A 15750-nucleotide genomic window follows, 5' to 3' on the forward strand; every position below is an offset into this window, starting at 1 on the left:
AATAGACACTGCGATTACTTCGTTCGGGAACTCGCAATGACAAAACAACCTTAAATGAACTGTATTAGACTATGGATGACTGTTTTTAGTCTAAACTCCAATTATAATGCTTGCAGAGCAAGCAGATAACGTTCAAAGAATGAGCCATGAAAGAGACTACGCCTGCTGCCATGCCACCCCTGCTTTGATCGATGGTGTCAAAGATTTGACGATATCTTTGGTAATCAGACCCAAAAACGGGAGTTTAGGAACTATTTAGGCAGATTATTTGGTGAAAGGGTAGGTATTGTGTTGATTAATTTATTGCTTGGAAGTCCCTTACCCAGCAGTGGTCTGTCACCATAGCAGGAACTGAGAAAAATTTTCCATAATTATTAAATTTAGTTTTGAAGTAGCATTTACCCCTTGCCAATCTGGTGCAAATCTGGTAGGGTTTAATATATTTATCAAAGGTGGGAGATGGTTAAGAGACAAGCTACTCAGCCACAAAAAATATTGATTCTGGCAGCAATTCCCCACGGTTTGCGCTTGGATAAGGAAATTAGGGAAGTTGAAGAAGGTATCCGACGTGCTGTAAGGCGGGATATGTTTGATGTTGATATTAGGACTGCTGTTAGACCCCAGGATATTCGCAGGGCGATCGCCGAAAAACAACCCCAAATTGTCCATTTCTGCGGACACGGTTTAGAAGATGGAAGTTTGGTGTTAGAAGATGATGGGGGACAGAACAAAGTTGTGCCACCAGAAGGACTAGCATCGCTGTTTGAGTTACACGCAGATTATGTAAACTGTGTGCTCTTAAATGCTTGTCACTCTGTCAAATCTGCTGAAGCAATTAGTAAATATATTAATTATGCCATTGGCATGAACCAGCAGATTCAGGATAAATCGGCAATCCAGTTCGCTCAAGGTTTTTATGATGGATTGGGTTACGCCACTTCAAATATTCAAGATGTATTTCAAAGAGCCTTTCAGGAAGGTTTAGTGGCGATTAAATTAGAAAACCTTTCCCAAGCTGAGATTCCAGTTATTAAAACCAGAATAAACATAGATAAATCACAAAAACCCAAGGAGACTTTTTTAATGGACGCTATTTACCTGGTTATTACTGCTTTAGGTGCTGGTGCGCTTGCTGCTGCTAAAGATACTGCCGGAACAGCCGTTAAAGATGCCTATCAGGCTTTGAAAACATTGATTAAAAAGAAGTTTGCAGAGCAAGGAAAAACAGATTCATCAACAATTTTGGATAAATATGAACAAAAACCTGAAAAGACGCAAGCTCTTTTGGAAGATGAGTTATTAGAAGCAGGGTTTGATAAACTTGAAAAAAATGACGAAATTATTAAGTTAGCTGAAGAATTGCTCAATCAAGTCAAAGAACAGCCTGGTGGACAGCCGATTATTACCCAAACTCTCAGTCATGTAAAATATGCTGTTACCTCTGGTTCTGGGAATGCAAATATCAGCAGCATCACTGAGCATGGCACATCTAAGGATAATTGACACAGGACTTTAATTAATTAGGGTTGTTGTTATGTCTGAGCCAAGTGATATCAACCAGCGTGTTACAGAGGCGGAATACGCTGCTACCTCAGCGACTGGCAATGCAACTATCACCATTACCAACTACAACTACTATCAAGAAGAAGCAAAATTAGTACGTGCTGATTCTAGGAACTCGGATAGTGACAATCTCCCTTGCCCTTATCGCGGTTTGTTTCACTTTAGTCCTAATGATGCGGAGTTTTTCTTTGGACGTGAGGAATTTGTAGAAGAACTTTTTGCGGCGACCAAAACCTGTAATTTTCTACCAGTTTTGGGCGCTTCTGGAAGTGGCAAATCTTCGGTTGTTCTGGCGGGATTAGTGCCTAAACTTCAAAATCAAGGTCACTGGCTATTTACTCATTTCCGTCCCGATTCAGAGCCTTTCCAGGCTCTGGCTTTGGCGCTAGTTCCCCTTTATACTCCAGATCTAGATCATACTGATAAGATAATCCAAGCTCGTAAATTGTCAAAAGCTCTTATTGAGGGTGAAATTCCTCTAGCTGATGTATTTGCCCAGATTTACCAAAATCATCCCACGGATCGGGTGTTGCTAATTGCCGATCAATTTGAAGAAATTTACACTCTATGCACGGATGAGAAAATTCGCCGTCGTTTCTTGGATACCTTATTAGATAGCTTTCCATCTTGCCCTTCTCAATCACACTACAAGCGTGTACTCGTTGCAACAATGCGGGCAGATTTCTTGGGAAATGCGCTGTTATATCCTCGTTTTGGAGATCTATTGAAAACTGATATCAAGCTGATTCGGTCAATGAATTATGAAGAACTGGAGCAGGTGATTGTTAAGCCTAGTGAGAAGTTAGGGGTAACGTTTCAAGACGGACTGGTAAAACGCATTTTGTATGATGTAGAGTCAGAACCAGGTAATTTACCTTTGTTGGAGTTTGCATTAACAGAATTGTGGAAATGGCGAAAGGGAAAACAGTTAACCCATGCAGCTTATGAAGAAATTGGCGAGGTGAAAGGTGCCCTAGCTCGCCATGCTAATGAAAAATATCGCAGCTTGACAGATGATCAGAAGAAAAAAGTACGGCGAATCTTTATCCAGTTAGTGCGTCCAGGGGAAGGAACGGAAGATACGCGACGATTGGCAACGAAAGCCGAATTGGGTGAAGCCAGTTGGGGATTGGTAAAACAATTAGCGGATGCACGATTAGTAGTGACGAGTAATCCTACTGGGAATCAAGAAACAGCGGAGGTTGTCCATGAAGCGTTGATTCGCAATTGGAGTCAATTACGAGAATGGATGGAAACAGACCGTAGTTTTCGGGCTTGGCAAGAGGGGTTGCGGATACGAATCGAGCAATGGAAAAAGACGCAACGAGATGAAGGGGCATTGTTGCGGGGTGTAGCGTTGGTGGAGGCGGAAGAAAAGCTGAAACAACGCCGAGAGGATCTGTGCGAAGAGGAGCAACAATATATTGAAGCTAGTGTAGGGCTGCGCGATCTCGAACAAAAGGAGCAAGAACACAGAAGATGGAGTGAGGAAATCAATCAAATTAATACCCTAGCTCAAGTTTCTGCAGGATTTTTGTATTTAGATGGACGGAAAGCAGTCAAATCGAGTGTAATGGCTGCCGAAAAAATGCTTGATTTACTCTCGGCAGGTGCAATTGTAGATGCAAATACCCGCACCCAGGTAGAACTGGCGTTATTAAACACAATTCACAATGTTGTCGCACCCAACACTTTGGGAGGACACGCAAAGTCAGTGAATGGAGTGAGCTTTAGCCCCGATGGTAAGGTGTTAGCTTCTGCGAGTGATGACAACACGGTGAAACTGTGGGATACCTCCACCTGGAAAGAAATTCAAACCCTAACTGGACATATAAACAAGGTTAATAGGGTCAGCTTCAGCCCCGATGGTAAGGTGTTAGCTTCTGCGAGTGATGACAACACGGTGAAACTGTGGGATACCTCCACCTGGAAAGAAATTCAAACCCTAACTGGACATATAAACAAGGTTAATAGGGTCAGCTTCAGCCCCGATGGTAAGGTGTTAGCTTCTGCGAGTGATGACAACACGGTAAAACTGTGGGATACCTCCACCTGGAAAGAAATTCAAACTCTGAGTAGCTATACACAAGGGGTTACGTCGGTCAGCTTCAGTCCCGATGGCAAGATGCTGACTTCAGCAAGTGCTGACAGCGTAAAACTGTGGGATACCTCCACCTGGAAAGAAATTCAAATCCCAACTGGGCATAGTGATTTGGTTAATGGGGTCAGCTTCAGCCCCGATGGCAAGATGCTGGCTTCAGCAAGTGCTGACAACACGGTAAAACTGTGGGATACCTCCACCTGGAAAGAAATCAAAATACTAACTGGGCATACAAACAAGGTTAATGGGGTCAGCTTCAGTCCCGATGGCAAGATGCTGGCTTCAGCAAGTGCTGACAACACGGTAAAACTGTGGGATACCTCCACCTGGAAAGAAATCAAAATACTAACTGGGCATACAAACAAGGTTAATGGGGTCAGCTTCAGTCCCGATGGCAAGATGCTGGCTTCAGCAAGTGCTGACAACACGGTAAAACTGTGGGATACCTCCACAGGTCAAGAAATTCAAACCCTGAATAGTCATACAGAAGCGGTTAATGGGGTTCGCTTCAGTCCTGATGGTAAAATCCTGGCTTCTTCAAGTGATGACAACACGGTAAAACTGTGGGATACCTCCACAGGTCAAGAAATCAAAACACTAACTGGGCATACAGACTGGGTTTCGGGAGTGAGCTTCAGTCCTGATGGTAAAATCCTGGCTTCTTCAAGTGGTGACAACACGGTGAAACTGTGGGATATCTCCACAGGTCAAGAAATCAAAACACTAACTGGGCATACACACTGGGTTAGAGGGGTGAGCTTCAACCCCGATGGTAAAGTGCTGGCTTCTGCTAGTTCTGACAAGACGGTGAAACTGTGGGATATCTCCACAGGTCAAGAAATCAAAACACTAACTGGGCATAATGGAAATACCGTTTGGGGGGTAAGCTTCAGTCCCGATGGTAAAGTGCTGGCTTCTGCTGGTTTTGACAAGACGGTGAAACTGTGGGATACCTCTACAGGTCAAGAAATTCAAACCCTCACTGGTCATACAAATTGGGTTGGGGGCCTCAGCTTCAGTCCCGATGGCAAGATGCTAGCTTCTGCTAGTTTTGACAAGACGGTGAAACTGTGGGATATCTCCACAGGTCAAGAAATTCAAACTCTGACTGGACATACAGAAGGGGTTTACAGCGTCAGCTTCAGCCCCGATGGTAAAGTGCTGGCTTCTGCTAGTTCTGACAAGACGGTGAAACTGTGGGATACCTCTACAGGTCAAGAAATTCAAACCCTCACTGGACATACAAATCTGGTTCACGGCCTCAGCTTCAGCCCCGATGGCAAGATATTGGCTTCTGGCAGTGGTGACAAAACAGTGAAACTGTGGAGATGGGATTTTGAGTATTTACTCAACGAAGGACGCAATTTTATGCACGAGTACCTTAAAACCAATCCATCTGATAATGAAAGCAATAAGCAATGGTACGACGGTCTCTTACCAGCATCTGCAAGTGTCAACATACAAGCAGAACTCGATGCTTTACGTGAAATCCTAGCGAAGTTAGAAACCTCAGATCGTCGTAAAATTAATAACGCCTTTGAAGATGCTCAGGAGGAGCTAAATAAGCCAAAACCAGATAAAAACGAGGTGGGTAAGGCATTAGACCGAGCTTTTGACTATGCAAAGAAAGCCGAAGGGTTTGCTTCTGTGAGCGCAAAACTTCAGCCAAACATCATAAATATTACTGCTTGGTTAGGTGAGAATTAACCTAATATGCTAAGAGTGTCGGTTTAAATATTTATACCAGTCGCCATAACTTTTAGGATACGGGTTCCCGCCTACGAAGGAATGACAACTCCTGTGGCCGTTGCACCTGTACTTTTGGCTAGGTAAAAAACTAACCCATTGGTTAGTATGTTTCTTGGGTATATGTCTGTATGGTGGTTTTACTGTCGGAAATTAACTTTGCAGATAGATCTTAATATCAAGGAGAGAAAATCATGCTAAATATCTTTATCTCTGTCCCCGCCTCTCTACCTCCCCATCTCCCCATTTCCCCATCCATTAACGAGGTGAGATCAGTTACCATGTCTAATGTTGATGGAGTTACACCCAATCATTTATTGCAGCAAATGTATGGAACACAAGTTTTAGATGAGGATGTAGATTTGGAATTGAGTGATGAGGAGTTAGAATTAGTACAAGGTCAGGTGGTCACGAGCTGTATACTGCCCAACGGGGACGTTAAGAAAGGGTGTTCAGATATTTATTACGGAAACGATAAAATAATAGATTATGCTTCTTTTCTAGCGTTTATGGATAGAGAACCTGACGGATGGAAACAAATTGACTACATTTGTAAAAAATTTGAGGAAAGACGTTTGCTTGATTGTAACCCTCAAGGTAATGATAGGAATGTAATAGCCGCAGAAATATGGCAGCAAATTAGAGACCGAACTGGCGTATTGGTAAAACAGGCACATAATGGCTTTACAATAGACCTTAAGACCGGTAAGTTGACCTACAGGCAGTAAATTAAAAACTTTTGGAAACAAACATAAAAATCATGGATTTAGCCCTCGTTACTTTTGGAGTGTTCAGCATTTGTTTAATAGCGATTACTCAATAGCAGCTAGGATCGGAAGAATTCAAACCGTTGGCATTACTAAAGCTAATGCTCCAAAAGTATCTGTCACTCATAGAATTGAGCAGGAATGATACAAAAGGATAATACTGAAGGAAGTAAATCTTCAACCAACCGCAATAATTCATAACCTATCCCCACAGTTCCCTGAAATAAGCCAGGGTTAAACACAGAACTTGGCAATGTCAAAAACTGATAACCGCCTGCAACTTGACCGCGATTTACTACAGAAGAAGCTTTGATAAGTGCCTTTTCTCGTAACTCTGGGCGGTCATTTTTTTGTGCAGCTAATAACAGTATCTCTATATTGCCCAAAAAATTACCGTACTCAATAGAATCTACATTAATCAAATCATTTCTGAGTGCCCCTCTTAAAACTATTTCTAATTCTTGATCAACGTCATTTGTATTTAAAATAAATAAACTAGCTAAACGCCCTAAAAGAATTTCTTCTACAATATCAAACCCACTAGCTTGAATATTTTCTTTTGTTTGTTGTAGAAAGACACTCCACTCATAAGTCATTGCTGCCTTTGCTGCTGTTAAATAGGCTGAATCTGCGGTGACTTCATAAAGCCTGAGTAGAGCATAAGCAATTCCCCCTGCACCATGAAGGAAACCCAGATGTTGCCCTGGCTGTAAAATATTCCAAGCCTGGGGTATTCCACTCACCTGAACTTGATAGTTTAATAAATGTTGACCGCAGTTAATAGCCCGTTCTAAAATCTTTAGCTCTTGAGTGTGGTGATAGAGCGACAACAACCCTAAAATTGCCCCAGATGCCCCATAAATAATATCAAATTGCTGGTCAGCCGCAATCAATTCGGGGGTAATGAGATTGGCAATCTTCGTTGCATCTTCGACAAGTGAAGGTTCCCTAAGAAATTGGCTAATTGTTACTAAACCGTAGATGAGGGAACCTAAGCCCATACCACCCCCAATACCCTGTCTAACAAACCTGCGCTGGGATTCAAAATCAAAGGTTTGCAAAAACTTGTGGAGTGAAAACAACGATCCCATCACCAATTCTCGAAACTGGTTTGTTCCCCTCACATAATCCAAAGCTGCTAAAAATAGTGCAATACCGCTATTACCGTTGTAGAGATTGTCACCTAAAGGTTGAAACTGAAAACACTTAGCCTTGGGACAATAGTTGAAACCAATCCATTGCATACTACCATCACTTCCCCAAATTGCTCGTGCTTGAATTTCCTCCGCCAGTCGCGCTGCTTCTTGAAGTAACTGTTCTTTTGCCACAGGAACAAAGCTATCACTCTGGGTTTCCACTGAATCAAGATTTCTTGATTTTGCTTGTAAATTTACTGTTTTACCTTCAGCATAAAAACATCCTTTAATAATTTCCACTTGTCGTGCCAGATCTGTTTCACTTAAGTTTTCTAGCTGAGTCTGCACAGTTTTGTAACTTGGCTCTTGGAAATACTCTGCAATTGATTCCCCAAGCTCCAACACCAGTTTATCGTTGCCAGGACAAGCACTAAAATAGGGAATATCTAATTGCTCCATTGCCTGGAGTTCCTTATATAAAATCTGCCAATTATGGGGTTTTTCATTAACAGTCAGAAAAGCTCGACTCAGGTGATCAATTTCTATACTTTTATCAATTCCATTACGCAGGCATTTAGGGTGTTGAATATGTTCTAAAATTTTTCCATAAACCTGCGACATCCTAAACATAAATCGTACCTGCACACTTTTGAATGCTGCCAAAGGACTATCCTCAGCGAGTAAAACCTGCTGATGAGACATTAAGAAACGATACATCTCCTCAAATCCCCACACAATTTCATCAAGATAGTCCCCACCTTCGAGAGGAATACCATCTAACATGGGTACGTTTGTTAGTGCAGGAGAGGGATGATTTTGGCATCTGCTTAGGGCATTATTTTGATAGGCAATGCAGCCGTTTTCTATAAAACTCCAACGAGGAAGAAGTCCAGTACGGACTACAGAATCCCAGAATTGTTGACCTACTATTTTCTCAACTTCCGTTACTTGGGGAAAATCTGCCATCAGTTTCGCCTCTGGTTGCATTAGAGTTTCCATATCCACCAGGACAAAATGTTCCCCATTGGCGACTAAATTCTGATGGTGACAGTCAGTTACTCTTAAAATATGCAGCAAACACAATAGCATTCCCGCTCGCTGGTAAAATCGTTGTGCTGCTGCTTGGTCTGCACAGGGTAGGTGATCAACATATTCTGCCCAACCATAATCAGAGCGATCGCATATTTTCAGAACTTTGAAAGGTAAGGAAATATCCTGCTGATTGCACCAATCTAAGAACCGAGTAAAAGCTACTTCTGCCCCTAAACCTTTAGGTTTATATATTAGTTTTAGTCCCGACTCAAAGGTAAGGGCAATTACCGTTCTTCCTTGATGATGGGGATCGGAAAGGGAAGGTTTAATATCAATAACTTTTCCTAAATCAGACTGGGATGGAGAGAAGATTTGCTGAATTTCAGGAAGATCGACTTGCAAACGCTGGAGAAAATCTGCTATTTCTTCCACCCAAAAATCAATAGCAGTTGCCATTAAGCGTCCTAAAACGGGATATTGCTGGAAAAATCCTAACATTCCATGCTGTAAGAGTTTATCCACGAAAGTATTATATTCATCTTGCCCAGTAGTCTGGTTTTGTAATTGTGTTCCCATCAGGGAAACAGAACGGGAATACTCTGCTGTCAACGTTTTGGTACTAAGATTGAGTAGTTTTTCAAACAAGCTACACTCAAAAGTCAGGTAAGAGGACTCAGAGAGGATTTTTAAAGGTAGATGTTCACCAGATAGGGAGTTAGTACCCAGACGAGTTAATAATTGCTGTCGCGCTACATAGATTGCTGGTAGCAATAGCTCTTGAAATGCTAAGGCTTGCGGATTAATTGGAGTCAATGATGGGGGATGAAAATTAGAAGCGGTTTCAATTATCGCCCTCAAAGTCTCTGACCAAACTGGTAAGATTTGAGTATCTATAACTGGGAGCGATCGTAAAACCTGCTGTACTTGTTCAACATCTAACCCCTCCCAAAGTAGCCGCTTCTCAAATTTTTCCCAGTTTCCGTGAGCGCTTACTTTACACCAGCGTTGAAAACGCGATGTTAGCTGTTGTTCGCTATCAGTAATTTGTAACTGTTTGCCCAGACGTTCAGATAAATAGCTAGCTTGAGCAATAATCTGCCTTAAGTCAGATGTTTTTACTTTCATTTTTTAGAAAATATTCCTTGGGAGTGCAATCATGCTAGAAGCAAGTTACATAAAAGGGAATTATAGACCTCGCTCTGTTCCTCTGGGAAAAGAAGAAGTGCAAGAGTTTTTGCGAGCACGCAAATCAATTTCCACTCAATGACTAACATAGCGGGACTTAGACAAAAAAACTGGTAAAAATGGCCACAAGCCTTTTCTAGTATGGATTTTACATCGAAAATAGTTAAATCTTTGATAGGTATCGGTTTCAGGTGATTTTATCACATTTGACGTATTTTCCTTGCCTAGCAAGGATTTTAACCCTATTAACCACGAAAATTTGTTTAAGTCCCGTTCGCATCAAACAGTCGTCAAAACTTGCTCTCTCAACTTCCCGATTAACTCATTCACCCCCCCCGTATTCAAACGGTAACTCAGAGGATGACCGATCAAATAAGCTGAACTTTCAAACAAAACATCAATTTCCACCAAACCATTTTCTCGCAAAGTTTTGCCAGTCGAAACCAAATCCACAATTGCCTCCGACATACCCGTAATCGGCCCTAACTCCACAGAACCGTAAAGCGGCACAATTTCCACCGGCAAATTCAAATTGTGGAAATATTCCCTTGCACAGTGTACGAATTTTGAAGCAACTCTACCGTGAGGAGGTAAATCCACAGTTCGTCGATAAGAACTAGATTCCTTCACCGCCACCGACAGCCGACACTTGCCAAATTTTAAATCAATTAAATTGGCAACTTTCGGCTTTTTTTCCCGCAAAACATCATAGCCAGCAATACCCAAATCCGCTTGACCGTATTCCACATAAACTGGCACGTCGTGCGTCCTTACTAGCAAAGCTTTGGCAGTGCCGGTCGGGTCATAAATTTGAAGTTGTCGGTTAGAGGAATCGAGAAAAGCACTGAAGTCTAATCCAACCGATTTAAACAGCCGAATGCTATCTCCTAACAATCCGCCTTTGGGAAGTGCAACAGTAATCATGTCAATTTTTAGAGTGTAAATTTCTAAATTTTAGAAGGGGGCAAGCGTCGCACAAGCAGAAACAGCTTTTACCCAACTCAGAATAACACATAGAGTTCCTAGGTAAAAATAAATTTAGGGTATTGCTCGATCCTTTGTTTGAGGATATATTATATTTAGTAATTTTTTATTGAGTCACTTTTTAAAGGGCGGTCAGTATGGAAAACAATCAACAATTTGACGCAAATTTTCACAGTGTAGACCAGGATTCCCTGAAAAAGATTACAGTAGATGAAATCCTCTCAGGCGGTGGTGTAGAGAGGGAGGAAATGGACTATACAGTAGCTGTACCTAGCGCTAACCAGGCAAGGGTTCCCAGGGACAGAGGCTTCTCATCTCATGTGCAATCAAGCGTGTTCGATCGCGCCCCCCGATCGAAGTTTGCAGAAAAACGCGGAACGCTGGGAGGCTGTTAATGTAAAATGCTTGCACAGTCCGGTGCACAGAACAGGATCGCCATTGTGTGTCACGGGTTTGTGTATTCAACTCTAAAACTTAAAATTTAACTGGCGATTGCAAATAGCTGACAGCTAAACTATGACCGAATTGACACTTGTTATTGGTAATAAAAATTATTCCTCTTGGTCGCTGCGCGCTTGGCTGGCGATGAAACAAGCTGGACTGGAATTTGCCGAGGTGAGAATCCCCTTAGACTGGCCGACAACCAATGAAGAAATTCGGCGCTATTCTCCATCGGGAAAAGTGCCAGTTTTAATCGACGGCGACTTGAAAGTGTGGGAATCTTTAGCAATTTGCGAATACGTTGCCGATCGCTTTGCAAATGATTTGTGGCCGACAGATGTAGCGGAACGGGCGATCGCCCGTTCCATCTGCGCCGAAATGCACGCGGGGTTCCAAAATTTGCGCGAAAATATGCCGATGGACTGCCGCAACCGCTATCCGGGAGAAGGGATGACTGCCGGTGTCGAAGCAGATATCGATCGCATCTTTACCATTTGGCGCGAATGCCGCCAAAAATTCGGGACAGGCGGCAATATGCTGTTCGGAAAATTCACAATTGTTGATGCTATGTTTGCCCCCGTTGTCATGCGTTTTGTCACCTACGGAGTCAAACTAGATCCATCAGCAAAAGCTTATGCGGATGCGATTTTGGCCTTGCCTGCAATCCAGGAATGGGTAGCAGCAGCTTGGAGCGAAACGGAAAGTATTCCACACATTAAAATCTAGTACAAATCAGTTTACTTAACCTACAATCTCAAATCTCAAATTTGAAATCAGGATGCGGATTCTTTTAGTTGATGATGAAGTTGAGTTAACTGACCCTTTGAGTCGAGTCTTAACGCGCGAAGGTTATACAGTTGATGTGGCATTTGACGGAGCAAGTGGCAGCAATTTAGCAATGCAGGGCAATTACGATTTGCTAATTTTGGATTGGATGCTGCCGAGACAAACCGGACTGGCAATTTGCCAGAAGTTGCGATCGCAAGGACGGAATACGCCAGTGCTATTTCTCACCGCCAAAGATACCGTAGACGATCGCGTACAAGGACTCGACGCGGGTGCAGACGACTATTTAGTCAAACCTTTTGAACTGCGAGAACTGCTAGCCAGAGTCCGCGCCTTGCTGCGGCGGCCTCCTACTTTTGATGTCGAGGTTGCTGTCGGGCGGCTGCAAGTTGCAGATTTACAGCTAGACTACGACAATCAATTAGCTTATCGGGGCGATCGCACAATTGACTTATCAGAAAAAGAATGCCAGTTATTAGAATACTTAATGCGCCATACCGGTCAATTGCTAACACACGAACAAATGCACCAGTATTTGTGGAGTGAAGCAGAAAAACCCAGCAGCAATGTATTAGCCGCTCAAATTCGCCTGCTGCGCCGCAAAATAGAAGCCCCTGGCGAATCGGTGCTAATTCACACAGTCTACGGCAGAGGCTATCGCTTTGGAGAAGCCAATTAAAAATAATATAAATTGTACAAAAATCATTTTTACTTCTTCCCTCTTCCTTCTTCCTGACATCCGTTACATCCGAAGAAAGCCAATCCGTTGCCGAACTTGCTTTTTCCTTCTGCTATATTATCTATTATCAGGAAAGTATGCACCCTAAACCAGCCTTTACGTATCTTGACAAACCAAAGTAATTACTGTCACCTCCGGGGGACAAAATAGCCTTCCCGGCGAATAAGTTCCCAAACCGCGATTCACGTACAGCAAATTACTCCCAACCTGATGCAAACCGCTAGCCCATTCCCAGTGAGTAACTACTCGATCCCAAGCCGACATAAAAGGAATGAACTTTCGGATTCGTTTAGGAATAAAATAGCCAATTTTTCTGACCCAAGCGTACAAAGGGCCGATACCAGGAATAACGATTTGACCGCCGTGAGTGTGCCCAGACAACTGCAAATCAATACGCCAATTTTGCAGCTTTTCAGCAGTATCAGGATTGTGAGACAATACAATCCGAGGAATCGCGGGATTTATTGATGCCATTACAGGTTTAGGCGCAAAATCGCCCGACCAAAAATCTGCTAACCCAACTAAAGCAAATTCTGGCCCCAAAGGATAGATTGCTTCGTTGTACAAAACCCGAATCCCGACGGTATTTAAAGCATTAGCAACCTCTCTCTTTGCCCCAGGCCAATAGTGGTCGTGATTGCCCAAAACCGCGTAAATTCCCACCCGACTTTGCAAGTTTTTCAATCGCTGCACTAAGTCGTAAATAGGTGCGGGATCGTAGGTAATAAAGTCACCGGTTAAAAAAATCAGGTCGGGTTCAGTTTCATTGGCCGCAGCAATCGCCTCTTGTAGCAACCATTCCGACAGCCGCACCCCGTCGTAGTGAAAGTCAGTAAGCTGTACAATTTTAGTACCGGATAGATTTGCTGGAAGATTAGCTATCGGTATTGTTAAATACTCTACTCGCAGTTTCCCAGTTAATAACCTGTGCATAAATCTAAGGTTTATTGGTGACAGATCGCCACATCTAGCTTAGCAAATAAACAAGCAAAACTGCAAAAGTAGATATTCTTCCATTTTCCTTCTGCAATCTGACTAATGACTACTAATTGCTAACTAATGACTACAGTCCGGGAGGCAAAAACCGGGATTAATCAAAAAAAATGAAACAGAAATTACCAATATTAATTTAGGCTTTCTTTCAAAATTGTTGGGGTTTTACGCGGTCAACTACTACAGCATTTTTATAATCTTATGACTTGCGTAACAAGCTGTTTAAAACGCGATCGATCTTCTTCAGACTGGCATTCCCCGCCCCGCATCTATATTCTTTTGGCAATTGTCAAAGCTGAGATTGGTGCCGCATCCCCATCGCATCGACCTACCACGGGGGGATTGCCCCTACCAAACACTATCCTCTCATCACTAATGATTTATTACTAAGTAGGTGGAAATAAACATGGCTTGGGGGAGGCAGAGTTTTGCATTAATAATAAAGTGGTGGCTAGTATAGATCATTAGCTTACCAGCCCCTAAAATTTTTTATTTTTGGTTGCGTATGCCTACTTTTTAATTAATGACTTTTGACGAAAGCCGCTTCTTCTCAATATATTGCTGGTGGTAATCCTCTGCCATATAAAATTCACCAGCAGGTTTGATTTCGGTGGCAATGTCTTTGTCGTATTTACCGGAAGTTTGCAATTTTTGTTTGGAGAGGCGAGCTGCTTTTTCTTGTTCGGAATTGTGATAAAAAATTACCGACCTGTACTGTTCGCCTCTGTCGGGGCCTTGGCGATTGATTTGGGTGGGATCGTGACAGTTCCAGAATACCTCTAGCAGTGCTTCGTAACTCACCTGCGATCGATCGTACTCTACGAGCACGGCTTCAGCGTGACCGGTGACTCTGGCGCAAACATCTAGGTAGCAGGGATTCGGCCAGTGACCTCCTGTGTAGCCCGCAGCAGTCGAGACGACACCCGCAACGGCGCGAAACTTGTGTTCAACTCCCCAAAAACAACCGGCTGCAAATGTGGCTTTTTCCATCGTGTTACTCATCGTATTGCGCTCAAACTTGGCAATAAATTATGCTTGACATATTCCCATTAGCGTGCATTCCCAAACTAATCGCGGTTGTACGTAGTTTAGCAAATATTGTCGTGCTTTCTCCAAGGGTTCTAAGGGCGATCGACTAATTCCTCCTGCCAAAAATTGCTGCCAGTAACAGTGCTGTAAATAATCGATTAACCACAACTGAGATTCAGTATCTAAAGTTTTATCAATTTCCTTGGCCAATTCCAAAGCAGACCGCAGGTTTTGAGGCAACTGCTTCACCTTTTGCAGCAAATCCTCGGGTATTGATTGCAGTTGCTGCCAAATAGAAATTGCCTCCCCAGGACTTCCCTGAGCCATCCCCATTACTTCGGGATGATCTAAAATCTCCGCGAATCCCGCTTGCTGCAAAACTTGTGCCATTGCTTGGGGATTCAGCCGAGAAAACTGGATTTTTTGACAGCGGGAAATCAAAGTTGGCAGCAAAGCTTCCACTGTCGGAGCAATTAAAACGAGCGCTGCTTTTCCCGGTTCTTCTAATGTTTTCAACAAGCCGTTAGCGGCTCCCTCACCCATTGTTTCTGCTTGTTCCAAAACTACGACTGAACGCGCAGCTTCTAGCGGCGGTCGGCTTAGAAATTCACCGATTTCTCGAACTTGTTCTAAGCGAATTTGTGGCGGTGCTTTCCGCTTTAAACCGGCTTCCTCTGCTTCCTTTGGTGACAGCCGTTTGCCTTGGCTCATGTAAGTTGGTTCTACCCAAAGTAAGTCTGGATGATTGCGCTGCCGCACGCGATTTTGCACGGAGGCTATTAATCGGGTTTCGGCAATATTGGCTGAGAATAAAAGCTCGATGAAAGACTGAGTGGCTAAACTTTTGCCGATGCCGTTAGAGCCGACAAATAAATAACCAGGAGCAATTCGGTTTCGCTCGACTGCTTGTGTTAGCAATTCTACTGCTTGCTCTTGTCCGATTAATGAGGTGAAATAATTCATGTTTGCGGAAGAAGGAAGTTCGGCAACGGATGTAACGGATGAAGGATGAAGGACGAAAATCTAGGGTTTTAGCAATTAAGTACATCTTAACCGTCGGCGCGGCTACTATAATACCAAAAGGTTATTGTGGTTTAAGGGACGGCTAAATAATTGTTTTGAGTTAAGAATGTTAAATTGTAAGTTCTTGGAGCCGGACAGGGCATTGCCGGGGAGCGTGTCACTTTTGCGATGAGTATAAATACTCGTGGACCCCAGAATGACTTTTTTACCGATCATCAGTATAAT

The 15750-nt window shown here is 43.0% G+C and carries 11 protein-coding genes and 1 pseudogene; 7 read left to right on the forward strand and 5 right to left on the reverse strand.

Annotated elements, in window-relative coordinates:
• Positions 1–146: 146 nt before the first annotated feature.
• The 4 genes and pseudogenes from QUA25_RS27440 to QUA25_RS27455 form a co-directional block, all read left to right on the forward strand.
• Positions 147–276: pseudogene (locus tag QUA25_RS27440) on the forward strand (IS701 family transposase); the annotation flags it as partial.
• A 252-nt stretch (positions 277–528) separates the two neighbouring features.
• A complete protein-coding gene (locus QUA25_RS27445) occupies positions 529–1503 on the forward strand; it encodes a CHAT domain-containing protein (RefSeq protein ID WP_333042734.1) in 975 nt (324 codons plus the stop codon).
• A gap of 31 nt (positions 1504–1534) precedes the next feature.
• Positions 1535–5371, forward strand: a complete 3837-nt coding sequence (locus tag QUA25_RS27450; protein ID WP_333042736.1) for an nSTAND1 domain-containing NTPase — start codon at positions 1535–1537, stop codon at positions 5369–5371.
• A gap of 320 nt (positions 5372–5691) precedes the next feature.
• Positions 5692–6138: a hypothetical protein gene (locus QUA25_RS27455; protein ID WP_333042739.1), complete on the forward strand. Its 447-nt coding sequence runs from the start codon at positions 5692–5694 to the stop codon at positions 6136–6138.
• Positions 6139–6296: 158 nt separating this feature from the next.
• Here the strand turns inward: QUA25_RS27455 and QUA25_RS27460 are convergent, their stop codons facing one another.
• Both QUA25_RS27460 and hisG read right to left on the reverse strand, forming a co-directional pair.
• The gene (locus QUA25_RS27460) at positions 6297–9470 is read right to left on the reverse strand and encodes a type 2 lanthipeptide synthetase LanM family protein (RefSeq protein ID WP_333042740.1); all 3174 of its coding nucleotides are present in this window, start codon (positions 9468–9470) and stop codon (positions 6297–6299) included.
• Positions 9471–9809: 339 nt separating this feature from the next.
• Positions 9810–10454, reverse strand: coding sequence for an ATP phosphoribosyltransferase (gene hisG, locus QUA25_RS27465; protein ID WP_006633153.1), 645 nt, complete (start codon positions 10452–10454; stop codon positions 9810–9812).
• Between the two features lie 197 nt (positions 10455–10651).
• Here hisG and QUA25_RS27470 point away from each other — a divergent pair, with 197 nt between their 5' ends.
• The 3 genes from QUA25_RS27470 (at position 10652) to rppA (ending at position 12420) form a co-directional block, all read left to right on the forward strand.
• On the forward strand, positions 10652–10909 hold the full coding sequence (locus QUA25_RS27470) for a hypothetical protein (protein WP_333042741.1): 258 nt from the start codon (positions 10652–10654) through the stop codon (positions 10907–10909).
• A 121-nt stretch (positions 10910–11030) separates the two neighbouring features.
• Complete coding sequence (locus QUA25_RS27475; protein WP_333042742.1) at positions 11031–11681, forward strand: glutathione S-transferase family protein; 651 nt, start codon at positions 11031–11033, stop codon at positions 11679–11681.
• 52 nt (positions 11682–11733) lie between these two features.
• Positions 11734–12420: a two-component system response regulator RppA gene (gene rppA / locus QUA25_RS27480; protein WP_333042743.1), complete on the forward strand. Its 687-nt coding sequence runs from the start codon at positions 11734–11736 to the stop codon at positions 12418–12420.
• Positions 12421–12576: 156 nt separating this feature from the next.
• Here rppA and QUA25_RS27485 read toward each other — a convergent pair whose 3' ends face one another.
• From QUA25_RS27485 to QUA25_RS27495, 3 genes are all read right to left on the reverse strand, one after another.
• Positions 12577–13413 (reverse strand): metallophosphoesterase, encoded by an 837-nt coding sequence (locus QUA25_RS27485; protein WP_333042745.1) that lies wholly within the window; start codon positions 13411–13413, stop codon positions 12577–12579.
• 576 nt (positions 13414–13989) lie between these two features.
• Positions 13990–14475: a peptide-methionine (S)-S-oxide reductase MsrA gene (gene msrA, locus QUA25_RS27490; protein ID WP_445242256.1), complete on the reverse strand. Its 486-nt coding sequence runs from the start codon at positions 14473–14475 to the stop codon at positions 13990–13992.
• 27 nt (positions 14476–14502) lie between these two features.
• Positions 14503–15465 (reverse strand): DNA polymerase III subunit delta', encoded by a 963-nt coding sequence (locus QUA25_RS27495; protein WP_333042747.1) that lies wholly within the window; start codon positions 15463–15465, stop codon positions 14503–14505.
• Positions 15466–15750: the final 285 nt, after the last annotated feature.

The organism is Microcoleus sp. Pol17C6, from assembly GCF_036701145.1.
Lineage (GTDB): Bacteria > Cyanobacteriota > Cyanobacteriia > Cyanobacteriales > Microcoleaceae > Microcoleus.

Bases quoted from the DNA above. Each gene is read 5' to 3' on its own strand.
- QUA25_RS27460 (WP_333042740.1), bottom strand. From the start codon at position 9,470: ATGAAAGTAAAAACATCTGACTTAAGGCAGATTATTGCTCAAGCTAGC.
- msrA (WP_445242256.1), bottom strand. From the start codon at position 14,475: ATGAGTAACACGATGGAAAAAGCCACATTTGCAGCCGGTTGTTTTTGG.
- QUA25_RS27495 (WP_333042747.1), bottom strand. From the start codon at position 15,465: ATGAATTATTTCACCTCATTAATCGGACAAGAGCAAGCAGTAGAATTG.
- QUA25_RS27470 (WP_333042741.1), top strand. From the start codon at position 10,652: ATGGAAAACAATCAACAATTTGACGCAAATTTTCACAGTGTAGACCAG.
- QUA25_RS27475 (WP_333042742.1), top strand. From the start codon at position 11,031: ATGACCGAATTGACACTTGTTATTGGTAATAAAAATTATTCCTCTTGG.
- QUA25_RS27485 (WP_333042745.1), bottom strand. From the start codon at position 13,413: ATGCACAGGTTATTAACTGGGAAACTGCGAGTAGAGTATTTAACAATA.
- QUA25_RS27455 (WP_333042739.1), top strand. From the start codon at position 5,692: ATGTCTAATGTTGATGGAGTTACACCCAATCATTTATTGCAGCAAATG.
- hisG (WP_006633153.1), bottom strand. From the start codon at position 10,454: ATGATTACTGTTGCACTTCCCAAAGGCGGATTGTTAGGAGATAGCATT.
- rppA (WP_333042743.1), top strand. From the start codon at position 11,734: ATGCGGATTCTTTTAGTTGATGATGAAGTTGAGTTAACTGACCCTTTG.
- QUA25_RS27450 (WP_333042736.1), top strand. From the start codon at position 1,535: ATGTCTGAGCCAAGTGATATCAACCAGCGTGTTACAGAGGCGGAATAC.